General features: G+C 49.8%; 19 protein-coding genes and 5 tRNA genes. All 24 read left to right on the forward strand.

The features are described 5' to 3' along the window. Positions 1-239 precede the first annotated feature (239 nt). Positions 240-316 (forward strand) — tRNA-Pro (locus R5R33_RS17070). A gap of 17 nt (positions 317-333) precedes the next feature. Beyond that, a tRNA-Arg gene (locus R5R33_RS17075) sits at positions 334-410 on the forward strand. A 212-nt stretch (positions 411-622) separates the two neighbouring features. After that, positions 623-698: transfer RNA gene (locus R5R33_RS17080), tRNA-His, on the forward strand. A gap of 179 nt (positions 699-877) precedes the next feature. Further along, entirely contained in the window at positions 878-1,501 is a 624-nt protein-coding gene (gene cysC, locus R5R33_RS17085) for an adenylyl-sulfate kinase (RefSeq protein WP_318953906.1), read from the forward strand. 318 nt (positions 1,502-1,819) lie between these two features. Continuing rightward, on the forward strand, positions 1,820-4,228 hold the full coding sequence (locus R5R33_RS17090) for a DUF6351 family protein (RefSeq protein ID WP_318953907.1): 2,409 nt from the start codon (positions 1,820-1,822) through the stop codon (positions 4,226-4,228). Between the two features lie 230 nt (positions 4,229-4,458). Then, positions 4,459-4,534: transfer RNA gene (locus R5R33_RS17095), tRNA-Val, on the forward strand. 25 nt (positions 4,535-4,559) lie between these two features. Beyond that, positions 4,560-4,636, forward strand: a tRNA-Asp gene (locus R5R33_RS17100). 157 nt (positions 4,637-4,793) lie between these two features. Continuing rightward, the gene (locus tag R5R33_RS17105; protein WP_318953908.1) at positions 4,794-5,156 is read left to right on the forward strand and encodes an MbcA/ParS/Xre antitoxin family protein; all 363 of its coding nucleotides are present in this window, start codon (positions 4,794-4,796) and stop codon (positions 5,154-5,156) included. Further along, positions 5,153-5,935 carry an RES family NAD+ phosphorylase gene (locus tag R5R33_RS17110; protein ID WP_318953909.1) on the forward strand — a complete coding sequence of 261 codons (783 nt, stop codon included), beginning with the start codon at positions 5,153-5,155 and terminating at the stop codon, positions 5,933-5,935. The genes R5R33_RS17105 and R5R33_RS17110 overlap by 4 nt, the downstream gene beginning before the upstream one ends. Positions 5,936-5,952: 17 nt before the next feature. Next, entirely contained in the window at positions 5,953-6,903 is a 951-nt protein-coding gene (locus R5R33_RS17115; protein WP_318953910.1) for a 1-aminocyclopropane-1-carboxylate deaminase/D-cysteine desulfhydrase, read from the forward strand. A 242-nt stretch (positions 6,904-7,145) separates the two neighbouring features. Then, positions 7,146-8,018, forward strand: coding sequence for an NAD(+) kinase (locus R5R33_RS17120; protein ID WP_318955753.1), 873 nt, complete (start codon positions 7,146-7,148; stop codon positions 8,016-8,018). Positions 8,019-8,229: 211 nt separating this feature from the next. Continuing rightward, on the forward strand, positions 8,230-9,507 hold the full coding sequence (locus R5R33_RS17125) for a Wzz/FepE/Etk N-terminal domain-containing protein (protein WP_318953911.1): 1,278 nt from the start codon (positions 8,230-8,232) through the stop codon (positions 9,505-9,507). Positions 9,508-9,804: 297 nt separating this feature from the next. Beyond that, complete coding sequence (locus R5R33_RS17130; RefSeq protein ID WP_318953912.1) at positions 9,805-11,193, forward strand: lipopolysaccharide biosynthesis protein; 1,389 nt, start codon at positions 9,805-9,807, stop codon at positions 11,191-11,193. Next, positions 11,183-12,382 carry an O-antigen ligase family protein gene (locus R5R33_RS17135; RefSeq protein WP_318953913.1) on the forward strand — a complete coding sequence of 400 codons (1,200 nt, stop codon included), beginning with the start codon at positions 11,183-11,185 and terminating at the stop codon, positions 12,380-12,382. Before R5R33_RS17130 ends, R5R33_RS17135 begins: the two co-directional genes overlap by 11 nt. A gap of 8 nt (positions 12,383-12,390) precedes the next feature. Next, the gene (locus R5R33_RS17140; protein WP_318953914.1) at positions 12,391-13,605 is read left to right on the forward strand and encodes a glycosyltransferase; all 1,215 of its coding nucleotides are present in this window, start codon (positions 12,391-12,393) and stop codon (positions 13,603-13,605) included. Next, positions 13,589-14,662, forward strand: coding sequence for a polysaccharide biosynthesis protein (locus R5R33_RS17145; protein WP_318953915.1), 1,074 nt, complete (start codon positions 13,589-13,591; stop codon positions 14,660-14,662). The genes R5R33_RS17140 and R5R33_RS17145 overlap by 17 nt, the downstream gene beginning before the upstream one ends. 3 nt (positions 14,663-14,665) lie before the next feature. Then, entirely contained in the window at positions 14,666-15,784 is a 1,119-nt protein-coding gene (wbjC, locus tag R5R33_RS17150) for a UDP-2-acetamido-2,6-beta-L-arabino-hexul-4-ose reductase (protein WP_318953916.1), read from the forward strand. A gap of 23 nt (positions 15,785-15,807) precedes the next feature. Beyond that, the gene (gene wecB / locus R5R33_RS17155; protein WP_318953917.1) at positions 15,808-16,938 is read left to right on the forward strand and encodes a non-hydrolyzing UDP-N-acetylglucosamine 2-epimerase; all 1,131 of its coding nucleotides are present in this window, start codon (positions 15,808-15,810) and stop codon (positions 16,936-16,938) included. A 4-nt stretch (positions 16,939-16,942) separates the two neighbouring features. Further along, a complete protein-coding gene (locus R5R33_RS17160) occupies positions 16,943-18,172 on the forward strand; it encodes a glycosyltransferase family 4 protein (RefSeq protein WP_318953918.1) in 1,230 nt (409 codons plus the stop codon). 69 nt (positions 18,173-18,241) lie between these two features. Next, entirely contained in the window at positions 18,242-18,841 is a 600-nt protein-coding gene (locus R5R33_RS17165) for a sugar transferase (RefSeq protein ID WP_318953919.1), read from the forward strand. Continuing rightward, the gene (locus R5R33_RS17170) at positions 18,838-19,485 is read left to right on the forward strand and encodes an acetyltransferase (RefSeq protein WP_318953920.1); all 648 of its coding nucleotides are present in this window, start codon (positions 18,838-18,840) and stop codon (positions 19,483-19,485) included. Before R5R33_RS17165 ends, R5R33_RS17170 begins: the two co-directional genes overlap by 4 nt. Positions 19,486-19,496: 11 nt before the next feature. After that, a complete protein-coding gene (locus R5R33_RS17175) occupies positions 19,497-20,366 on the forward strand; it encodes a 3-hydroxyacyl-CoA dehydrogenase NAD-binding domain-containing protein (protein ID WP_318953921.1) in 870 nt (289 codons plus the stop codon). Between the two features lie 18 nt (positions 20,367-20,384). Beyond that, the gene (locus tag R5R33_RS17180) at positions 20,385-21,569 is read left to right on the forward strand and encodes a DegT/DnrJ/EryC1/StrS family aminotransferase (protein WP_318953922.1); all 1,185 of its coding nucleotides are present in this window, start codon (positions 20,385-20,387) and stop codon (positions 21,567-21,569) included. A 42-nt stretch (positions 21,570-21,611) separates the two neighbouring features. Beyond that, positions 21,612-23,615, forward strand: a complete 2,004-nt coding sequence (locus R5R33_RS17185; protein WP_318953923.1) for a polysaccharide biosynthesis protein — start codon at positions 21,612-21,614, stop codon at positions 23,613-23,615. Positions 23,616-23,635 lie beyond the last annotated feature (20 nt).

Genomic DNA, 23,635 nt, shown 5'->3' on the forward strand with positions numbered 1-23,635 from the left:
GCCGGGCGCCAGAATTGGGCAGGCTCTATTGGAGGTTGTGTGGAAGCTTAATGAAAGGGCGCTATTTTCGCACAGGCAGCAAACAATTTCCCTATAGAGTAAGCCGCGAGAACTGCGTGGCCGGGAGCGGATGAGTGAAAGGTTAAATTTCTTTAAAAATAATAGCTTAGCGCCGTTGACACCCCCGGGGGCCGCAAGTAATATGCGCGCTCTCTCACGGGGTCAGCCCCTAAGGGAATCGGGGCATAGCGCAGTCTGGTAGCGCGCCTGCTTTGGGAGCAGGATGTCGGGGGTTCGAATCCCTCTGCCCCGACCAGATTACCGGGTTTTCTTGCGCCCGTAGCTCAGCTGGATAGAGCATCCGCCTTCTAAGCGGATGGTCGCAGGTTCGAGTCCTGCCGGGCGCGCCATACTTTAATGGTGGCTGCGAGCTTGGTGGGCTTTTGATGGTCCGCAGTGAGCTTCTAGTCGCAGGACTATTCCGGCCAGTCAGCATAGCTGACTGGCGCCAGAACAATCGCAAAGCGGTGCTTTGCAAGCAATTGTTCTGGCCCTGCCGGGCTTTATGCCGGAGCAGGGACATTGGTGTCGCCACAAGGCATCAATTAAAACTTTATCAATGGTGGCCGTAGCTCAGTTGGTAGAGCACAGGATTGTGGCTCCTGAGGTCGCGGGTTCGATCCCCGTCGGCCACCCCATATTTGACCTTCTGGTCCCATAAACCCGGCTATATGCCGGGTTTTTTGGTTTTTGGGCTTTATTGTTCTATGGGTTGCCTTTACCTGGGTTGGGGCGATCTAGGATAATGCGCGCCAGTTTTGTGATTTCGGCCGTGGAATTGGCCGGATTTAACCATTTGGTAGTTAGGGGAAGAAACGTGACGGAAGTAGTAGAGCGCAAGGCAACCAATGTTCACTGGCACGACGGAGAGGTAACTCGTGGTGACCGTGCTGCAATGCTGGGTCATAAAGGTGTGACCTTGTGGTTTACCGGCCTCTCCGGCTCTGGCAAAAGCACCGTAGCGGTGGCGGTGGAGAAGGCGCTCACCGCTCGCGGTGTGCTGAGCTATCGCCTGGATGGCGACAATATCCGCCTCGGCATCAATTCCAACCTGGGCTTCTCCGCGGAAGACCGCCAGGAAAATATCCGTCGCGTGGGCGAAATCTCCAAGCTGTTTGCCGATACCGGAGTGGTTGTATTGAGCAGCTTTATCAGCCCGTATTCTGAAGACCGCGCTTTGGTGCGTAAGGTGCACGAAGAGGGTGACCTTCCTTTTATGGAAGTCTTTATTGACTGCTCCCTGGAAGCGGCGGAAGAGCGCGACCCTAAAGGCCTGTACAAGAAAGCCCGCGCCGGTGAAATTCGTGGTTTCACTGGTATCGATGACCCCTATGAAGCGCCGGTAAATCCGGAGCTCCACCTGCGCACCGACCAGATGACGCTGGAAGAGGAAGTGGATGCGGTGATCAAGTCCCTTCAGCAGCGCGGTATCATCGTCTGACATCTGTCTGATTGGCAGCCCGTCGCTGAAATTCTCGATGTGCTGCCAATTTGCTGTTCCGGGGCAAAAAATTGTTCGATTGCCCCGGAAATTCTTACTTCCATTCTTTGAGTTCTGCGTTCCTGCAGTCTAAATTTTAAACGACTTTTTCCGCAGAATTTTCTTCGAGTTTACTCGCCCGCCAAGTCTCCGACGCTTTTCCCGGCGCCACATATACTGTTGCTGTGCCACTTCAATTACTAGATCTGACTGTTGATACAGTTTGACCTTGAACTGTTTTGGTACAAGGAAAGGACGTAATGGCGTATGGAGGCGTATATGGCTTGGAGCGCAAGGAGCATCTCTGCGCGGCGGTTCGGCACTCGGCGAATAGTGACCGCTATAGTGGCCTCATTTTTTGTACTACTCGGTCTCGGCTGCTGGTTTGTTTATGAAAAGCTGCCGCGCATTCCCGGTGTTCCCAATGCGCCTGTTGTGGGAGTGCCGGCCGGAGCTTTGGATCATACCCCTAAGCCGGCCTACTCTGGTGAGCACCCGCGCAAGAGCGGCCGCCCGGCTGAATATTTTCCGTTTCCCATCGCTATTGGTGAAACCGGCCCCGTAGAAACTTTATTTTCTGGACCATCCACTTATCCATTTTTGTGCGGTGAAAATTCCGTTACAAAAGTTCAGCCTTTGGTCGATAACCACAGCGGCGAAGGTGTTCCCATATTTGACCTGGATGAAAGCGGAAAACAGACCGATGTCGTGGTTGGTTACAGTCGTGACTGCAGCCACACTACAGCGGTTTCCTACTTTTATCGCAGCACGCTGGACGGATTGTTTTACCCTCTGGAAAAAGCGAAAAATGATATCGACCAGGTGACGGTCAATGGCAAAACCACGGATTTTGTTGTGCGGCTGGAAACCGGAACCATAAACCGCTTCTTCTATGCCATTGCCGTCTTGCGGGGTGACGGGGAAAGTGCCGATAAACCAACAACCAGCAACTGGAATCGGCGGTTGATCTATCAGTTTCGCGGAGGCGTTGGTATCGGGCGCCGTCAGGGCGATATATCGCGAAAGTCAATTATCGATCGCCGTGAGGATCAACTTGCGCGCGGCTACGCCGTAGTTTATTCGACCGCAAATCAAACCAGTAATCACTACAATATCTGGCTCGCGGAAGACACCGCGCGTCGTCTGAAAAAGCAATTCGCAGCGCTTTATGCAGAGCCCATGTATACCGTAGGTATCGGTGGTTCTGGTGGTGCGATCCAGCAATATTTGCTCGCGCAAAATGCCCCTGGTGTTCTCGACGCTGCGCTTCCGCTGTATTCCTATCCGGACATGGTTAGCCAGACCATCTACGTATTTGACTGCGAACCATTGGAATATTTTTTCGATGTGGTTTCCGCAGAAAACCCGCGCTGGAAGGACGTGAAGGAACGCGAGGCAATTATCGGTCTGTCGTCTCAGAAAAATTTTGAACATCGGTTCAAGGCCCTGGAAAATGCGGCATCCATGTTTGATGGACGTTATCGTGGTGTCGCGGATGGTGCATCGGAATGTGTGCAGGGCTGGCGCGGCTTAGTGCCGCTGGTAAATAACCCCAACTTTGTGCATTTCAGCAAGAGTTTTACCGATCCCGTCGCAAAGAACACTCACTGGACGCACTGGGAAGATCTGCGCGATTTTTACGGCGCAGGCCAGGATGGATATGCCAATAGTGCCTGGGATAACCAGGGTGTTCAGTACGGTCTGGAGGCCCTGAAACAGGGAGTGATCAGCGTAGATGAATTCCTGCGCATGAATGCCACCATTGGCGGCTGGAAAACACCGACAGAGCAGGGCGGTGAAAAACTCTGGTTTATGAACGGAGAGCTGTTTCCGGTTGAACTCTCGGTATGGAGTGAGCAGAACATGAATCTCGGCAATCTGGATAATCCCGCGCCGAGAAGCGTCGCCAGTGTGCAGGCCATCGAGGGGATCTATCGCTCTGGCCACATCTTTCTTGGTGATGTGGAAATCCCGATCCTAGACGTGCGCCACTATCTTGAGGGTGAACTGGATATGCACCACAGCCTGGCGTCCTTCGCCAGCCGGGAGCGCATCCGCCACGCCCGCGGCCATGCGGATAACCAGCTGATATGGATGAGCCATAAGAGCTACAACCCTATCGACGAGGCGCTCGACATCATCGATCACTGGATGCAGAAGATTATTGAGCACCCCGAATTGGGTGTGGCAGGCAACAAGCCGGTGGAGGCCACCGATCGCTGTTTTGACAAGGATGGCAATGTTATTGCCGCAGGACCTCATGTTTGGGATGGCGAGTGGAACCACAAGTCAGATGGCGCCTGTATGCAAACGTATCCAATCTACAGCACCTCTCGCCAGGTGGCGGGCGGCCCAATTACTGGCGACATTTTCAAATGCGAACTGCAGCCACTTGAGCGAGCACTAGCCAAGAATATTTACGGTCCAGCGTCAACTGCGATTGTTGAGCGTATTGAGGATATGCGCAGAATATTCCCGGATGGCGTTTGTAACTTCAGCGCGCCGGATGTGGGGCGTCCAAAAGAGCGCCTTATTCAGCATGGTGGTGATGTCATCATTGCAGGGCGTTCAGTTAGTGCGGATTATCGTCAACTGCCTGAGGATGTTGCCCAGGAGCAGGAGAAACCACAGGACGAAGTTCAACCGACGCCGGTTTCTGCAAAGGGAGAGGGTGCGCGCATAGACTGAGCTGAGGCTAACTGCGAGCGTTTGCGCGATCGCGAGGGCAACTAGGCTTCGGCCGCGGGGGGATTGCCCGCTCGGTTGAAAAATGTGCAAAGGAAGTGTTTTGGAAATTTTGGCGCGTTTTTTGTTGACACAAAATTACGTTCGAGTATGATGCGCCTCGCTCAAGGGGGAAGCCCAAGAGCAAAACGGAAGGTTCAGCGAGATTGTCAAAATCGTCGCAGGCCACCGAAGGGTGGTTAGCTCAGTTGGTAGAGCGGCGCCCTTACAAGGCGTAGGTCACAGGTTCGACCCCTGTACCACCCACCACTTCCTCAGAGGAAGTCACTACCGCGGACCGGTAGTTCAGTTGGTTAGAATGCCGGCCTGTCACGCCGGAGGTCGCGGGTTCGAGTCCCGTCCGGTCCGCCAGATACAAAAAAGGCCCTGTTCGAAAGAGCGGGGCCTTTTTTGTATCTGCGTTTCGTCTGGAGTTGGCTGCTCGCTCGCTGATTTAGTGCTTTCGATTGCCATAAGTCCGAATTTCAACTAAATTTGGTCATATGTCCATCGTTGAGCCGGAGGCGATATGGCAAATCCAGCCCATACTCCCCAAACTACCGAAGATGAGGTCCTTCTCGAGGCGGTCCTGAATACAGCGGATCATTTGGGGTTTAAAAAGAAAGAGCTCAGTGAAATCATCCACCTGGATGACCGCACCCTGCGTCGCCGCAGTGGGCTCGCCCCGCAAAGTGCGGAAGGTCAGTTGGCACTGCTACTGGTGCGAGCTTACCGTTCAGCATTCGTCCTTATGGGCGGGGAAGAGGGCGCCAGAACCTGGTTCGCCACTGCCAATCGCGCGCTCAATGGGGTGCCCAAAGAGCTGGCCTGCCGTATCGATGGCCTGGTGAGAATCGTCACCTACCTGGATGCCATGCGAGGCAAGGTTTGATCGATCTTCGCGCCAAGATTCGCGATTCGGCTAGCCGGCTGATTGGGCGCCTGTATCGCATCATCGAATCTCAGGAAGAAGTTGCCACCAGAAGCCTGGTAAACAGCTTACAAAAGCAGGCGATACTCGAAAATTTGCTCGAACAGAGCAAGCCGGCACGCCTGCCAGGCAGCGAACAACTCCACTATCTGCTCGCCACCCCCTTTCGCTACCCGCCGCTTCCCTGGGGATCCCGTTTTGGCGGAACCGCAGAGGCAGGCATCTTCTACGGTAGCAAGACCGTGGATACTGTTCTGGCCGAAGCGGCCTACTATCGATTGCTGTTCCTGAATGACATGGAGCCTGCACCATCTGCACCCGTAACCAGCTTCCATCAGTTCTTTTCGGCTAAATATTGTGCAGACCCCGGCGTGCGCTTGCAGAGTGAAGATTGGCAGGATTTCTGGCCACAGCTGACACACAGCACCAGCTACAGCTTTTGTCAGCAGCTGGGTGCGCAGTTACGCGAATGTGGTATCCACGGGCTTGAAACTCCTTCAGCGCGCGCCCTCAGTTCGGGAGTTTCTCAATCGCCGATCTCCACTAGCGAAGGGATCAATGTAGCCCTGTTTAATCCCCAAGCCCTGTTGCGACGCCAGCCCACCATTGAGGCAGAGGTCACAGCGGAATCCAGTGCCGAAGGCGTATCCTTTCTGGTCAAATCCGGCAACGGTGTGCAAGCGCACAGTTTTGCACGGGACGCATTTCTCGTTTGCGGTCAGCTGCCGCTACCAGCCTGATCAAGGAATCCCACATAGTGCGCTACCTCACGGAATTGAGTCTCGAGGCGTTCATCGAGGCCGCCAGAAACGTTCCCTATCAGCAGATCAGTTCCGAGCTTTTTCCGGGGATCGATCTTTGGATCCGCCGCGATGATCTCATCGACCCCCTGATCTCGGGCAATAAAGCCTACAAGCTGATCTACAACCTGTTGGAAGCACGTGCCCAGGGCAAAGATACCATCGTTACCTGCGGTGGGGCCTGGTCAAATCATATTCATGCGACAGCGGCGGCGGGAGCGAGGTTTGATTTCCATACCATCGGTATCATTCGTGGTGAGAGACCGCCGGCGCTTAGTGCAATGTTGCAGGATGCCGAAAGGTTTGGCATGGATCTGCATTTTGTTTCCAGAGTGGCTTACCGTGGCCGCAATGATATGGACTTCCTGGCTAAAGTTGGTCTTGCTTGCGAAAATTTCTGGTTCATACCAGAAGGCGGCGCAAACGAGCTTGGAGCAAAGGGAATAAACATACTGGCTGATGTAATCTGCGAAACGAGTCCAAAGCAATTCGACGAGTGCTGGGTGGCCTCCGGTACCGGGGTTACGCTTGGTGCCCTAGCGGTGGGCTTGCCTGACAGAGTCAAACTAACAGGGGTGCCTGTGTTGCAAGGCGAAAAAAGTATTCGAAAATCTGCGGAAAGGTGGGCCTGCGCCAAAGGGCGAGAGCGGCACTTTGACCTGGTCGAGAATGCTCACCATGGCGGTTATGGCAAGTGTAGCCTGACACTTTTGAGCGCGCAGAGAAAATGCGAGGCACTTGGAAACTTGGGGCTCGAACATGTCTACACGGCGAAGCTGTTTTGTGCCGCAGCGCACTTCGCTGCCCCAATAGACGGAAATAAATTGGTGCGCAAAAATGCTGCTCCAAAACGCATCCTTCTGCTACATACTGGAGGTTTGCAGGGTAGGCGCGGACTGGCTGGTTGAAAAGGTCGGTGGTAGTTGGTTTGGTTAATATATAACCATTTCGTGTGATTTTTGGCTGCTTTCGTTTGTTTTTTATGGGCTGTTCGACTCGCTCATCTTGGTAAGGCATAATGGTTGGCGATATTAATTGGATCGGCTAATAGTTGAGCGATCACTGGGTGTAAAGCCCAAAATGCGTGAGCTTGGTAGCCAAACGCAATAAAAGAACTGCATTCGCCCAAATTCGGGCACCTGGGGGAGCGGTGTCGGAATTTCACACTATTGGTCTCATCGGTCGCACTGAAAGTGACAGCGCAGTCCTTTCGCTTATGCGCCTGATGGAGTTTCTCGAGCGCGAGGGCTACTCAGTTGTGCTCGAAAAAAATACCGCAAACGACGTTGCCAATCACAAGGCTCGCGTTTCGAGCAAGGAAAAGCTCGGAGAACTCTGCGATCTTGTCATTGTGGTCGGTGGTGACGGTAGCCTCCTTGGGGCAGCCCGTGCGCTTGCCAAATTCAGTGTCCCTCTCCTTGGTATAAACCGTGGCCGACTGGGCTTCCTCACTGACATCACCCCAGATGAAATCGAGCAGAAAGTAGGTGAAGTGCTTGCCGGAAAATATATGGCAGAAAGCCGCTTTCTACTGGATATGTCTGTTACCCGAGATGGTAAGCAAATAGGCAAAGGGTCATCTCTTAATGATGTAGTCATCCACCCCGGTGAATATATCCGGATGATTGAGTTTGACCTATTCATTGATGGGCAGTTCGTTTACACGCAGCGCTCCGATGGCCTGATTGTTTCGACCCCGACCGGCTCTACCGCATACGCTTTATCTGGTGGGGGGCCAATCATGCATCCAAAACTTGACGCAATTGTTGTTGTTCCACTCAACCCTCATACATTGAGTAGTAGACCTATTGTTGTGGAGGGTAGTAGTGAGTTCAAGATTATTGTGAGCGAGCATAATGCGACCCACTCATACGTTACTTGCGATGGGCACGACCAGGTTGTTACAGAACCGGGCGATATCGTTCGTATACATAAAAAGCCATACAGGCTTACCTTGATACACCCCCTGCAGCATAATTTTTATGAAACCTGTCGATCAAAACTCAATTGGCAAGTGGGTTGATGAAATTCAGCGCAGTGGGATTTTGTTGGTAGAAAGTATTAGTGCAGCCTCATTAGTTTGGGGGTTGTTGCAATGTTGCAGGAGAGTGGCAAAATACCCACTTTTTTTGGTGGTTTCCTAGTATTTGCTGCCTTTAAATGGTGGCTAGTTATTTTTTGATTGATGGGGCCTAATCGTGAACGCAATTTCTTCTCCTCCTGTGCAGCAAACTATGAGTGATGAAATCGACTTGGTGGTGCTTTTTCGTTCGCTCTGGGGCCAGAAGCTACTCATTGGGCTGGTGATGCTGGTGGCTGCCATTTTGGCAACGGCTTATGCTTTTTTGACTACTCCTGAATATCGAGTGCAAAGCATATTGCGGTCAGCTGCTATCAAAGACCTTGACGGTTTGAATCGTACGGACATTTACCGATTGTCGCCCGAACAAGCCTTGCAGCGTGTCGGAGGGGCATTGGAATCCTATGAAAACCGTCTGGGGTTCTTTCGGGAAAATCAAGATCTGTTCAAGGTCTTGCGGGAACCTGATAGTAGTCTTGAGCAAACATTCGAAAGATTCAATGAAGAAGCCTTCAGGATTCTCCAGCCTGACCCGAAAAAATCCGATAATCTTAGCGCCTATGTTGGTATTCAATTAACCTATCCTGCAGATGTTAATGGTGTCGATGTTGCCAATGGCTTTGTAGAGTATGCAATTACTGCCGAGAGGGAGCGTATTGGTGCCGATTTGAAAACCTTAGTGCAAAACCGCTTGGGTCAGCTTGAGTTACAAATTTCAGCAGCTCGTGCCAATTATGAGGCAAGTAAGGAGGTTAAAATTGCTGCTTTACTTGAGGCTGATAATCTGAAACGTGCTGAGTTGCAAGATAAACTCGAGGCTCTGCGAAAAGAGCTTAAAACTCGCCGAGACAACCGCATCGCACAGTTGGAGGAGGCGATTCGTATTGCTGGCGCGCTAGAAATAGAAAAGCCAACTACGCCGTCTGCGCTGGGATATGTCGAGCGAGAAACGCAAGGGAGTGTGATTCGCACTGAGGTAAACAACCAGCAAATACCGCTCTATTTCTTGGGCACTAAAGCATTGGAGGCGGAGCGTAATGCCCTTCAGAAGCGTCGCTCAGACGATTTCACTGAACCGCGTATCGCTCAAATTACCAGTGAGCTTCAGCTGCTGTCGCACAATAGGCAAGTTGAGGTGCTTAAGCTGCGTGAAAACGAAGATCTGTTTCTTAAGGATCTGGCTGAGTGGCGTGAAGAGTTTGCACGCCTGCAAAATCTAAAAATCGACGTGTCCGATATTAAGCTGGTCTCTATTGATCAGAATGCTGTCGAACCTGTTCGCCCTGTGCACCCTCGGAAATCGTTAATTTTGGTGCTCGGCCTTATGCTGGGCGGTATGTTAGGTGTATTTATCGCCATGATGCGCATTTTCTTGCGTCCACAAGCTTTGCGAAATCCATCTGGTCGGCTGAGTTTGACATTGCAGGAGTGACTTTGCGTCCCATTGTATGAGAGGTACTCTGCAAGGGGGCATCAATCCTATTTGCAATGTGTGTGTCCATAGAGGAAGCGGTTCCCGCTTGGTGACCTGAAGTTAAGTTCCTCGAGGGTTTCCAAGTTTGCTGCTCGTCAACACTGGGGGCCAACTTTTTAGGTGAAATCGTTTGCATTTAGGCTGTTGATTATTTGAATTGGTCGCAGTCTGGATAGTGACTGTTAGTGCGGCGAGATATTGGTCGGATGTTGGGTGTATGCGTTTACTGGGGATGTTAGGTGGGGGGGGGAAGTTATGAAACACTCCGCTACCAAAGAGTTGGTGGTGAGTGAGCAACGAGCTACACGCGGCCGTAATTTAAGGTTGTCGCTAGCGACATCTCTGGTTGCGCGTATGTCGGGGGTGCTTCTCCAGGTGATCACGCTGCCTATTGCTGCATCGTCTTTAGGTGCGGCGGATTTTACTATCTATGCGATGTTAGGTGCTTTCCTTGCCGCTATGGCCTTATCGAATCTGGGTATGGGGCAGGCAACCACGCTGCGCATGGCGGAAGCAATAGGTGCGGGTGATAATGCTAGAGCGCATGACACGCTACGTGTCTCCTTGATCATTGTTGGGGGAATCGCTTTTGCGCTTGCATTGGCGGCGGTAGGACTGATTTTGTTCACTCCCATTATGACAATGGTCTTTGCTAACCAGCTAAACGGTTCAGTTGCACCGAATGATGCTGCTCTTTTTGCGTGCGCTGTGTTTTTCGTTACACAGGTGGTATCAGTATTTGAAGCGGCACAGCTTGCACAACAAAGACAGTATCGACTCAACCTTGCTATGGCGGTGGGAACCCTCTTGGCGGCTGCTAGTGTCTTTTGGGTGTCCAACCATAACCCAAGTGTGCTCTCAATTTTAATTGCTGTTCATTTGCCTGTCACTGTAGCGAGAATTTACAACGCTATAGTTGTGTGGGTGCAATTTTGCTCCAAGTATACCTCCTCCGCCGGCCCTGTGAAGATTAGAGCTGGAGCTATTTTTAAGGATGGGTTGCATTTCGTCTCAGGGACAACAGTGTCAAACTTTTTAACGCACCACCTTAGTATTTTAATTGTAGGTGCCTTTTGTGAGTCAATTGTTGCGGCTTCTTTTGCTGCAGTAATGAATAGCGTTCTTCTTGCTACAGTTGTATTTAACCACATTATGGCCCCTCTACGTGGTGCGCTCCCTGAGGCGAAGGCGAGGGGAGATGGTCTGTGGATACGCCGTGTGTTTATCAATGTAACAATGATGAACAGTTTGGTTGGGTTTGCAATTGCTTTCCTGTTTTTCATTTTTGGCACCGCAATTTTTCAATATTGGTATGGCGGAAGTGTTGTTCCTTGGCCTGAGCTAACTCGGGGAGCCGGCGTTTATATCCTGGTGCTTACGTTGGAGATAACATTTTTTGGCTTCGTTACGGCCTTGGGGTACCTTCGCTTTGCGTCTATATGCATGCTTGCAAAGGGTGTCGCGGTATCTGGCGTTGTTTTTATTTTATCGTCAAATGTAATTGTTCACGGGTTGATGTGGGTGATTTCGGCTATTTCATTTTTCATTTCTATGTTGCCACTGGCTGTTTTTTCATGGCGCCTAATGCGCCCTGAGTGTGCATGGGAAAACAGTTGGATGGGTATATCGCGAGGTGCCAAGTGAAGCGATGTGGGTTCGCGAAATGAAAGCCTTTACAGTTATTGCTGCTTCGTTTTTTCGATATTTTATCATTGTAAGTACGTTTTTGGTGTTTGCTGCGGCCCTTTCCAGATCATTTGAGCATGCGCCCTTTATAGGTGTCGCGAAGCAGGGGGTGTTGATATTGTTTTCACTTACTGCGGTTATTTGTGCTGGTCATCTTGCTGGAGCATCGTTGGCAATTTTTGGGTATTTTATTTTTTTGTTTTTCGGGGCTTTTTTTACTCTCCCTTCAGATTTCAATCTGACAACCTTATTCAATATATTTGGTTATATATTGCTGTTTCTACTTTACTGTGCGTTTGGTGCTAGAAATTCTAGGCGTTTTTTTGAGGAAATTGTTAATGTTCTGGTTTGGATTAGTCCGATTTTTTTACTGATAAACGGTATCTCTATGGGTGATTCGGACGCCTATACCTATGGTAAACACCAGTTTCAAGGGGTTTTTTATAATCCAAATCCGTTTTCTGCATTTTGCTCCGTTTTATTGATAGCTTGTGTGTGGCGGGGATTTGTTGCGCCTGGTCGAAGGTTGGAGAGGTTGCTGTGTTTGGTTTCCGTGCTGGGCCTGGTTGTTATGCTGCTCATGTCGTTTTCACGAGCTGCGATATTGGCGACATCGATTGGGCTGTTTTTGATGCCGTTTAGCACAAGGTTGAAAGTGGCGGTGGGTGTTGTTTTTTCATTTGTCGCAGTTTCGTATTTTCTGGTTGGCGTTGGTCCCGATGACATTGTGGTTCAGCGGGATGTGATGGAGGAGTCCGGGCGCGTACAGATTCTGGAAAATTATATAGCTAAGCTTAACGAATATTATTGGGTATTTGGAACTGGGTTCTCGCTTGATGGCGATCGAATCAAATCAGAACTTTCTTATTTTGATGTGTGGTTGTCCACGGGTGTAGGGTTTCTAGGGTTTGGTGTATTTTGGCTTGTTGCTATAGTGGCGTCCTTTCGTGTGCGCAAAGTTGGTTATGGAGGGCTTGCCTCAACGCTCCTTTTTTTTGTTTTAACTCTCAGCCTTTTTGAGGGGTATCTCGCAAATGTTTCGAGCATTATAACGGTGCTTGCTTATGTTGTGGCTGGGGTTGTCACTCGGTTAGGTCGCGAGGTGGAATCTAAAAGGTTACTAAGCTCTGAATCATCATTGGCTTGAATTGTAATATGCGCATTCTTATTTCTGTTTCTTTTTTTACGCCTGCTTTTCGCGCCGGCGGCCCGGTTCGCAGTCTTTCATATTTGCTTTCTCATTTGAAAGGTGATTTTGAATTTTTGATTCTAACTTCCGATCGGGATTTAGGTGATAGTGAACCTTATGCAGGGTTGCCTCGCGATCAGTGGGTGGAGGCTCATGGTGCGCAAGTTCGTTATTGTTCTCCCGGGTCTCTTACGCCATGGGGGTTGGCTAAAATCTTACGCGAAACGCCGCATGATTTACTTTACCTGAATAGTTTCTTTAGCTCACGGTTCACTATTGCGCTGCTTATGGCTAGACGGTTTTTCAATTGTCCCGCCGCACCTGTTTTACTCGCTCCGCGTGGAGAATTTAGTCCAGGGGCGCTAGCTATCAATCATGTAAAGAAGCAAGCATATATACAGGTTGGGAAAGCGCTTGGGCTTTTCCGTGATATTTTTTGGCACGCTTCCACTGAGCACGAGAAGGTCGATATTCAGGCGAAAATGGCGGTTCCGGATGGTCAGGTTGGAATTGCGTGTAATTTGGCTGCACCGCTTCCTGCAGAGCCACCATTTCATGCGTTACGCGCTAAAGATGAACCATTGCGTGTTTTATTTTTGTCGCGTATTTCACCAAAGAAAAATCTTGGTTTTGCGTTTGATGTTTTGAAAAATGTCAGTATTCCAATACGCTTTACTGTAATGGGTCCGGAAGAGGATGTTGCATATTCAGAGCGTTGCCGAGAACAAATTCGAGCCTTGCCTGATCATGTCATTGTGGATTGGGTCGGTGCGATACCCCATGACAAAGTGGCTAATGCGATGGTGGCTCATGATCTGTTTTTTTTGCCTACGCAAGGTGAAAATTTTGGACATGTCATTGCTGAGGCGCTGGGTGTCGGCACGCCCGTGCTTATCTCGGATACTACTCCCTGGCGGGGCCTTGCGGAAAAGGGGATTGGTTTTGATATTTCGCTTGAAACTCCAGCGGGTTTCCATGAAGCCCTTTCCCAGATTTGGAAGTTGGGTCCTGAAGAGTATGCAGTGTTGCGGGTAAACGTATTTGCCTATGCACAAGAGCGTCAAAGAACGGGGTCGGAGGTCGAGGCGCACCGAACCCTATTTTTGCGCGTACTTGCTGATTCAGGGTTTTTTGAAGCTAATTTGCAGAATAATGTGAGAGAAAATGAATATGAAATATAACGGAAATTATGCTGCAGGCGCGTCATTTGAGAATAAAGTGCTGCTAATAACAGGTGGCACTGGATCATTCGGGAATGCAGTTTTAGATAAATTTCTTACTACCGGCATCCGTGAGATTCGTATTTTTAGTCGAGACGAAAAAAAGCAAGATGATATGCGTAAGCGCTACGCTAATTCTAAGCTGAAGTTTTATATCGGCGACGTGCGCGATTTTCAGAGTGTGCTGAATGCTACCCGTGGTGTGGATTATATTTTTCATGCTGCTGCACTTAAGCAGGTACCTTCCTGCGAATTCCACCCGATGGAAGCTGTTAAGACCAATGTCGTTGGGACTGAAAATGTGTTGGAAGCGGCCATCCAAAATGGTGTTCGGCGCGTTGTCTGCCTTAGCACAGACAAAGCTGTTTACCCCATCAATGCCATGGGTATCTCCAAGGCGATGATGGAGAAAGTGATGGTGGCCAAGTCTCGCAACGTCGATGAAGAAAAAACGGTTATCTGCGGTACCCGATATGGCAATGTAATGGCATCGCGAGGCTCAGTGATTCCATTGTTTGTGGATCAGATTCGCGCTGGTAAGCCGCTGACGCTGACCGACCCTAACATGACTCGCTTTATGATGACGCTGGCTGATGCGGTAGAACTTGTGTTGTATGCCTTCGAGCACGGTAGCAACGGCGATCTTTTCGTGCAGAAAGCGCCAGCTGCCACGGTTGAAACTCTAGCTAGGGCGCTTACACGGATGCTTGATAAGCCCGAGTACCCAATTGAAGTTATCGGTACTCGTCATGGCGAGAAACTTTACGAGGCACTCCTCAGCCGAGAAGAAATGGCCTGTGCCGAAGACCGAGGCGATTACTATCGCGTACCGCCGGACCTACGTGATCTTAACTACGCTAAGTTTTTTGAGCAGGGCGAAGAGAAGATTTCTCGCGCCGAGGACTATAATTCGCACAATACCCAACGTCTGGATGTTGAAGGTATGGAGCGCCTGCTGCTGAAGCTGGATTTCATTCGTTCCATCCAGCAAGGTGAGCGCGTAGCGCCGGAGGAGTGAGGGATGAAAGTTCTGATCACCGGTGCGAATGGTTTTATAGGACGGAATCTTATCGCGCATCTGGATGAGCGACGCGATATTGAAGTGTTGTGCTTCACCCGAAATGATTCGCTGGACGCATTGGCGGGCCTAGTAAATCAGGCTGGTTTTGTATTTCACCTCGCTGGTGTCAATCGTCCGCAGGATCCCCTGGAATTTCAGAGTGGCAACACTGACCTGACATACAAGCTGTGTGAGGCTATTGAATCAAGTGGCCGGAAAATTCCGGTGCTCTATACCTCTTCTAGCCAAGCCGAATTGGACAACCTTTATGGCGTTAGTAAGCGTGGCGCCGAGGGGGCGCTACTTGATCTTGCTAAGAGGCATGGCTCCGTTGTGCACCTTTTCCGCTTGCCCAATGTGTTCGGAAAATGGGCTCGCCCGAACTACAACTCTGCTGTGGCGACTTTCTGCCACAACATCGCCCGTGATCTGCCTATTCAGATTAACGATCGTCAAGCTCTCGTCAACCTGGTTTATATCGACGATGTGATTACTCATTTCATCTCTGTGATGGAGGGGCGACTGGCTGGTAACCCATTTGTTTCGGTTAATCCGCAATACACCATTACAGTTGGCGAGCTGGCAGAGCAGTTGCAAGTTTTTCGTGATAGTCGCGCTACTTTGACTACTGAGGCGGTCGGTACTGGCTTGAAGCGTGCTTTGTACGCTACCTACCTAAGTTATTTACCGCCCGAGCGTTTTTCTTATGAGGTGCCGAAGTATGGTGATCCACGTGGTGTCTTCGTTGAGATGCTAAAAACCCGCGATTCCGGCCAATTTTCTTTTTTCACCGCACATCCTGGTATCACTCGTGGCGGGCACTACCACCACTCCAAGACAGAGAAATTTCTTGTTATCAAGGGCCAGGCATGTTTCCGCTTTCGTCATATCACTACAGGCGAGTTCCATGAGCACTCTACGTCGGGGGAGCAGCCAGAAATAGTCGAAACCGTACCTGGTTGGACTCACGACATCACCAATGTCGGTGATGAAGAAATGATTGTGATGCTCTGGGCAAATGAGATTTTTGATCGTGAGCATCCGGATACCTATGCGCGCCCCATTTGTACCGAAGTATAAAGGCACCCTTGAAGAGAGTTTCAATGAAGAAATTAAAAGTTGTAACTGTGGTGGGTACTCGCCCGGAAATCATCCGCCTGTCACGGGTTATGGCCAAACTTGATCAGTACTGTGAGCATATTTTGGTGCACACTGGTCAAAATTATGATTACGAGCTGAACGAGATATTCTTTCAGGATCTCGGTATTCGTAAACCAGATCATTTCCTCAGCGCTGCTGGTGCAACAGGCGCTGAAACGATAGGTAACGTGATAGTTGCTGTGGATCGAGTGCTGGCAGAAGTGCAGCCGGAGGCCGTGTTGGTACTGGGGGATACCAATAGTTGTATGGCGGTGATTCCAGCTAAGCGGCGTAAAATTCCGACGTTCCATATGGAAGCTGGAAATCGTTGCTTTGATATGCGCGTACCAGAAGAAGTCAATCGTCGTATCGTTGACCATACCGCTGATATCAATCTGACCTATAGCACTATTGCACGCGACTATCTCTTGAGGGAAGGGCTATCGCCGGACATGGTGATTAAAACAGGCAGTCCGATGTATGAGGTACTCAACCATTACCGAGACGGTATAGACGCATCTGATGTGCTGGAGCGCTTGGGGCTGGAGGCTGGTAAGTTTTTCGTGGTGAGTGCTCACCGTGAGGAGAACGTGGATTCCGACAAGAATTTTCTCAAGCTGGTGAATGTTCTCAACACTATTGCGGCGTATTACGATTACCCGGTGATTGTCTCCACCCATCCGCGAACCCAGAAGCGGGTGGATGCCATGGCGGTGACGTTTCACGATAATGTGCGCTTGCTTAAACCGCTGGGCTTCAAGGCATACAACAAACTGCAGCTCGCGGCAAAGGCGGTATTGTCAGATAGTGGCACGATCAACGAAGAGTCCTCTATCCTCAACTTTCCAGCGCTAAATATCCGCGAGGCACATGAACGCCCCGAGGGTATGGAGGAAGCTGCTGTAATGATGGTTGGACTTGAGGTCGAGCGAGTCATTCAGGGCCTCCAAATACTGGAGCAGCAAGCAAGCGGCGAAGTGCGTAGCTTAAATTTGGTGGCAGACTACAGTATGCCTAACGTGGCGGAAAAGGTAGTGAGGATCATTCATAGCTACCGTGATTACGTCATGCGGACGGTGTGGAAAAGGTACTGATTAAGTGGCTACTCGTGTCCTCATTCTGACTCAATGGTTTGATCCAGAACCAACTTTCAAGGGGCTGGTCTTCGCTCGCGAGCTGGTCAAGCAAGGCTTTGATGTAGAGGTTGTGACCGGTTTCCCCAACTATCCGGGAGGTAAGTTCTATCCCGGGTACAAGCTCAAATTAGTGCAACGTGAACAGATCGACGGGGTTAAAGTGACACGATTGCCGCTGTATCCGAGTCATGATCAAAGCGCGATTGGGCGGATACTTAATTATGCGAGTTTTGCTGCGACTTCTCTTTTTTATAGTTTATTCGGTGCCAGACGCCCGGACGTCATCTATGCTTATCACCCGCCACTCACTGTCGGTGTTGTTGCGGCGTTGATCCGTATGTTCCGTCGGATCCCTGTCGTCTATGACATCCAGGACATGTGGCCGGATACGTTGCGGGCTACCGGGATGTTTTCCAATGAGAAAGCACTGAAAGCCGTATCCTGGGTATGTGATTGGGTGTATCGGCGCGTCGATCAGTTAGTTGTATTGTCTCCAGGCTTTAAGCGCTTGCTGATTGAGCGTGGCGTGCCGGAGGGCAAGGTTGAGGTAATCTATAACTGGTGTGCGGAGGATACACTTGCCGCTCCACTGGGGAAGTTGTCTGACTCTTTTCCAGACAGTAGAAAGTTTCGTATTTTGTTTGCTGGAAATATGGGTAAGGCCCAGGCGTTGAATGCTGTTCTCGATGCTGCCGAGCTATTGCAGGAGTCTTCTCCCGATTTGGCTTTTGTATTTCTCGGTGGTGGCATTGAGGTCACTCAATTGCAGCAGGCAGCATTAGATAAAGGCTTGAGAAATGTAGTTTTTCTTCCTCCGGTTCCTATGGCCGAAGTCGGAAGCTATCTTGATGCCGCCGATGCTTTGCTTGTACATCTTAAGAAAGATCCGTTATTTGCCATCACTATTCCTTCCAAGGCTCAGGCTTATATGGCGGTAGGAAAACCTATTTTAATGGCCGTAGATGGTGATGCTGCGGACCTGATAAGGGAAAGTAGATGTGGCTTGGTGGCAGATTCGGAAGACCCCCGCGCTATTGCAAATGCAGCTTTGTCTCTTAAACTTACTTCCCCTGAAGAGCGCAAAGCCATGGCAGATAACAGTCGTAATTTCTATCGCGAAAAACTTTCTTTGAGTGTCGGAAGCCAACGCTTTGGGGTGATATTCAGAAGGTTAGCTGATGTAACGGCGTAATTTCTTCGGTTAGCGTCATAAACGCATCGAGTCACTTTTTGGCAGTTTTTCCCCATTTAAGGTAATCGGATGTTAAAACGCATTTTCGATATTTTTTCTTCAGCCCTAGGTTTGCTGCTGTTCGCGCCGGTCATTGCTCTTATTGCCTGGCAAATCCGCCGCAAACTTGGCATTCCTGTACTGTTCCGTCAAGTTCGTCCTGGCTTGAATGGTAGGCCATTCGAGATGGTTAAATTTCGCACTATGCGCGATGCCGTGGATGCGACAGGCGGCTTGCTGCCGGACTCCGAGCGAATGACACCGTTTGGTAGTTTTCTGCGTTCTAGCAGCCTAGATGAGCTACCGGAACTGTGGAATGTACTCAAGGGTGATATGAGCCTGATAGGCCCACGTCCGTTGCTCATGGAATATTTACCACTCTACAGTCCGGAGCAATACCGGCGCCATGAGGTAAGGCCGGGAATTAGTGGCTGGGCTCAGGTCAACGGCCGCAATGCATTGAGTTGGGACGAAAAATTTAATCTGGATATCTGGTATGTGGACAATCGTTCTTTTTTTCTGGATATGAAAATCATCTGCCTGACCATAAAGAAGGTGTTATTGCGTGACGGAATCACTGCCGAAGGTGAAGCCACTATGCCAAAATTTGAAGGAAAACTTGATAAATGAAAGCTTATCGAAAAGATTTGATCATTATTGGCTTTAGTGGTTTTGGTAAGGAGGTTTTTTGGCTTGCTTCTCGCCTAGGAGTAACGGTTCGTGGTTTTCTTGATGATAATCCCGAAGTTGTTGGGCAGGCATTTCATTCCGTCCCCATATTGGGTGAGGTAGCGCAGTGGGTCGAATATGCTGACTGTGATTTTGTCATTGCGATCGGTAATCCTCGGATCCGGAAAAAAGTGTATGACAAAATGTGCACTTTGGGTATGCCTTCATTTGCTACGTTGATTGACCCCGACGCTGTCGTCATGCCTGAACATGTCACGATTGGTTCAGGTAGTGTTGTATGTGCAGGTACGGTCGGAACAGTTGAAATCAGTATTGGTGCTCACGTCATTATTAATCTTAATTGCTCGATTGGCCATGAGGCTGTAATAGAAAATTTCGTCACTATAGCACCCATGGTAGCTGTTTCGGGCAATGTGCGAATTGGTCAGCGGTCAGAGGTGGGTACGGGTGCGTCTATTCGCCAGGGGTTAACCATTAACGATGGTGCAATGGTTGGTATGGGGAGTGTTGTGACCAAAGATGTAACGGAAAATACGGTAATTTTTGGAAACCCTGCAAAACCTTTCAAGATTATTAATGATTGACGAGATTTTAAATGATGTCTTCTATTAATCGTGGATTAAAAGTTGCCATAGTTGGAGCGGGAACTATGGGGAGGGGAATTGTTCAAGTGCTCGCTCAGACTGAAGATGTCACTTCAATTATATGGAAAGGGCGCTCTCTGAAAAGTATTCATAGCGCTTTTTCTGATCTTGAAGTTCAGTTGGGACGACTTGTTGCTAAAAAGCGCATTGCTGCTGAGGAAGCATCACGCTTCATTCGAAAGATCGTTGCTACGGAAGACTACGCAGATCTAACTGATGCTCAGTGCATCATAGAAGCAGTTTCAGAAAATATGGATGCCAAGCGTGATGTTTTCGTCAGTCTGGCGAAGGTTACTAGTCCGGACACAATTTTAGCTTCGAATACATCATCGCTTTCCATTACAGAGCTTGCCAGTCTAACTGCGAACCCGGCTAATGTTGTGGGGCTGCATTTTTTCAATCCAGCTCCCGTCATGAAGCTCACTGAGGTAATCGCCGGCCTGACTACCTCTCAGTGTACGCTTAATTGGGCTTTGGATTTTGCCCGCAAGCTTGGCAAAGATCCGGTCGTGGTTAACGAAGCGCCCGGTTTCATAGTCAACCGCATGCTAATTCCCATGATAAATGAAGCCATTGGTATCTTGGCGGAATCCGTTGCCACTGCAGAGGAAATCGATAAGGCAATGACGCTAGGTGCAAATCATCCTATCGGACCTCTTGCTCTGGCAGATCTAATAGGCAATGACGTCAATCTTTCCATCATGGAAACACTGCACAGTGAAACGGGTGATCCTAAGTACCGCGCGCACCCTTTGTTGCGTAAGATGGTGCGCGCCAACTTGCTAGGCCGGAAAACCGGCTTCGGTTTTTTCAAATACTAATATTGGTTGTCTCACACAATGCTTAACACCCCATTCTCCCCTTGGCCCTCATTTTCTCATGATGAGGCTGATGCTGTTCGTGATATAGTTCTCTCTAATAAGGTCAACTACTGGACTGGGCAGGAGTGTCGCGAGTTCGAAAAGGAATTTGCGGAATGGGCCGGAACCAAACATTCGGTTGCCTTGGCCAACGGTACGGTTGCACTCGACGTTGCTCTGCAGGCAGTGGGTATAGGTAATGGTGACGAAGTGATTGTAACTTCGCGTACATTCCTTGCGTCAGTGTCTAGTATCGTGAATGCCGGCGCGGTTCCGGTATTTGCAGATGTCAACAATGAATCTCAGAATATTACAACTGAAACCATCCGCGCGGTACTCTCACCACGTACTCGGGCGATTATTTGTGTGCATCTCGCCGGCTGGCCCTGCGACATGGATCCTATTATGGCGCTGGCTGCCGAGTATGATCTGAAAGTGATCGAGGATTGTGCTCAAGCTCATGGCGCGCATTATAAAGGTCAGCCAGTTGGATCCATAGGCCATGTCGGAGCCTGGTCTTTCTGCCAAGATAAGATTATGTCTACTGGCGGTGAGGGAGGAATGGTGACTACCAATGATCGTGAGTTGTGGTCACGTATGTGGTCAATCAAGGATCATGGTAAGTCTTGGGAGGCTGTTTACGAGCGGCAACATGTTCCCGGGTTTCGATGGCTGCATGATAGTTTCGGTACCAACTGGCGAATGATGGAGGTGCAAGCCGTCATTGGTCGCATCCAATTGGGACGAATGAAGGATTGGCATGCGAAACGGTTGGCCAACGCCAATCGTATATGGTCAGTCGCTAGTTCTCTGAAGGGACTTCGCGTGCCAGCTTTACCCAGTGACATCAATCATGCGGCCTATAAATGCTATGTATTTGTCGAGCCGTCGGAGCTGGAGCGTGGTTGGGATCGCGATAGAATTATAAGTGAGATAAACGCAAAAGGTGTTCCTTGTTATTCGGGCTCGTGCTCCGAGGTTTATTTAGAAAAAGCTTTCGATGGGACGGGCTGGCGACCGACAGAGCGTTTGCCGGTTGCGAGGTCATTGGGCGAAACAAGTTTGATGTTTTTGGTGCATCCGACGCTTACGGATATGGAAATTGACAAGACTTGTGATGTGCTCCGATCTGTAATGGCAGAAGCTGTTCGACCAACGAATTGAGAAATTAGCGGTTAATTGGGGTTTCGCGGGGGGATAATTTTGGTGGATAAGCTACGTAATTGGTTGCTGGGGTTGCCGCGTCATAATAAGCGACTTTTGCAAGTCGCCGTCGATATATTCTTGGTTTGGTTGGCTTTGTGGTTGGCATTCGTCATTCGCTTGGGGGGCGACAATCCTAACTACTCTTTTGCTAAATATTCGTGGCTATTCATCAGTGCATCCTTGATCGCAATCCCTATTTTTGTACGACTTGGCATGTACCGTGCGGTAATGCGGTATTTTGGCAAGGATGCTTTGATCACGATTTTTAAAGCCGTGACACTCTCGTCTCTGGTGTTGGCCTTAGTGGTGTATTGGTATCGTGAGACACCTGCTATGGTTCCACGCTCGCTTGTTTTCATCTACTGGTGGTTAAGTTTGGGGCTCATTGGCGGCCTGCGCTTATTAATGCGCCAGTTTTTTATGGGGCACTGGTTCGATTCCGTTTGGAAAATGCCATTTGTAAGCCGTGAAGATCACTTGCCTCGCGTTGCTATCTATGGGGCCGGTGCTGCGGGGAATCAGTTGGTGGCGGCATTGCGGTTGGGGCGCGATATGCGACCTGTGGCATTCATTGACGATGATTTGAGTATTGCCAATCAGGTCATTGCCGGCTTGCGCGTATTCAATCCGAAGCATATGCAGGACATGATTGACCAGACCGGTGTTCAGGAAATTCTCTTGGCGATTCCATCCGCCTCCCGCGCACGACGCCGTGAGATTCTTGATCTGCTGGAGGACCTTCCGCTGCATGTGCGCAGTGTGCCTGGATTTATGGATTTGGCGAGTGGTCGGGTTAAGGTTGACGATATTCAAGAAGTGGATGTTGCAGATCTGCTAGGTCGCGATGCGGTGCCACCGAATAAGTTGCTTTTTGAACGTTCTATTCGTGGCCATGTAGTAATGGTGACCGGGGCCGGGGGTTCAATAGGGTCCGAGTTGTGTCGACAGATTTTGAACTCAGGGCCTACCACTCTGCTGTTGTTTGAGCACAGCGAATTTAACTTGTATGAAATTCACGCTGAATTGGAGCGGCAAATCCAGCGGGAGTCGCTTTCTGTGCGCTTGGTACCGATCCTTGGTTCTATACGTAATGCGGACCTATTAGAAAATGCAATGCGCTCTTGGGCAGTCAACACGGTATATCACGCGGCAGCGTACAAGCATGTGCCAATGGTTGAGCATAATGTCGCCGAAGGTGTATTGAATAATGTGTTTGGGTCTATGTATGCAGCTCAGGCGGCAATTAAGACCGGGGTTACAAATTTTGTTTTGATTTCTACCGATAAAGCTGTACGCCCAACTAATGTGATGGGCAGTACCAAGCGGCTTGCAGAAATGGTGCTTCAGGCGCTGCATGCGGAGTCCGCACCTGTTTTGTTCGGTGACTGGAAGCGTCTGCCACAGGTAAATAATACCCGTTTTACCATGGTGCGTTTTGGTAACGTACTCGGATCATCTGGTTCTGTAATTCCACGCTTTCGCGACCAAATTAAACATGGCGGCCCGGTTACGGTGACCCATCCAAATATAACCCGCTATTTCATGACCATCCCGGAAGCCGCTCAATTGGTTATTCAGGCGGGCTCAATGGGGCATGGTGGCGACGTATTTGTGCTGGATATGGGGGAGCCGGTTAAAATTGTTGAATTGGCGGAACAGATGATTCATCTGAGCGGATTCAGTGTTCGTTCGGATCTTAACCCGCGTGGCGACATTGCCATTGAGTTTACTGGCCTACGCCCAGGCGAGAAACTCTATGAGGAGCTGCTGATTGGCGATAACGTTAGCTCGACGGATCATCCGATGATCATGCGGGCGAATGAAGAATATTTGCCGTGGGAGATGTTTAAGGGGGTAATGGAGGAGCTGCTCGGTGCTGTCGAACGTGATGATTACGAGCGGGTACGCCAGCTATTGCGGGAAACAGTAAACGGATATACGCCCGACGGTGAAATTGTTGATTGGATTCACCAGAAACGCTATTGCCAGCCTGAAATGGCCTGATTCAGTTTTTAGTTCTCAAG

Origin of the sequence: Microbulbifer pacificus, assembly GCF_033723955.1 — a bacterium.
GTDB lineage: Bacteria > Pseudomonadota > Gammaproteobacteria > Pseudomonadales > Cellvibrionaceae > Microbulbifer > Microbulbifer pacificus.

Excerpts from the sequence above, each read along its gene's own strand:
- R5R33_RS17090 (WP_318953907.1), top strand. The coding sequence starts at position 1,820 with ATGGCTTGGAGCGCAAGGAGCATCTCTGCGCGGCGGTTCGGCACTCGG.
- R5R33_RS17105 (WP_318953908.1), top strand. The coding sequence starts at position 4,794 with ATGGCAAATCCAGCCCATACTCCCCAAACTACCGAAGATGAGGTCCTT.
- R5R33_RS17125 (WP_318953911.1), top strand. The coding sequence starts at position 8,230 with ATGAGTGATGAAATCGACTTGGTGGTGCTTTTTCGTTCGCTCTGGGGC.
- R5R33_RS17130 (WP_318953912.1), top strand. The coding sequence starts at position 9,805 with ATGAAACACTCCGCTACCAAAGAGTTGGTGGTGAGTGAGCAACGAGCT.
- R5R33_RS17140 (WP_318953914.1), top strand. The coding sequence starts at position 12,391 with ATGCGCATTCTTATTTCTGTTTCTTTTTTTACGCCTGCTTTTCGCGCC.
- R5R33_RS17145 (WP_318953915.1), top strand. The coding sequence starts at position 13,589 with ATGAATATGAAATATAACGGAAATTATGCTGCAGGCGCGTCATTTGAG.
- wbjC (WP_318953916.1), top strand. The coding sequence starts at position 14,666 with ATGAAAGTTCTGATCACCGGTGCGAATGGTTTTATAGGACGGAATCTT.
- wecB (WP_318953917.1), top strand. The coding sequence starts at position 15,808 with ATGAAGAAATTAAAAGTTGTAACTGTGGTGGGTACTCGCCCGGAAATC.
- R5R33_RS17165 (WP_318953919.1), top strand. The coding sequence starts at position 18,242 with ATGTTAAAACGCATTTTCGATATTTTTTCTTCAGCCCTAGGTTTGCTG.
- R5R33_RS17170 (WP_318953920.1), top strand. The coding sequence starts at position 18,838 with ATGAAAGCTTATCGAAAAGATTTGATCATTATTGGCTTTAGTGGTTTT.
- R5R33_RS17175 (WP_318953921.1), top strand. The coding sequence starts at position 19,497 with ATGATGTCTTCTATTAATCGTGGATTAAAAGTTGCCATAGTTGGAGCG.
- R5R33_RS17180 (WP_318953922.1), top strand. The coding sequence starts at position 20,385 with ATGCTTAACACCCCATTCTCCCCTTGGCCCTCATTTTCTCATGATGAG.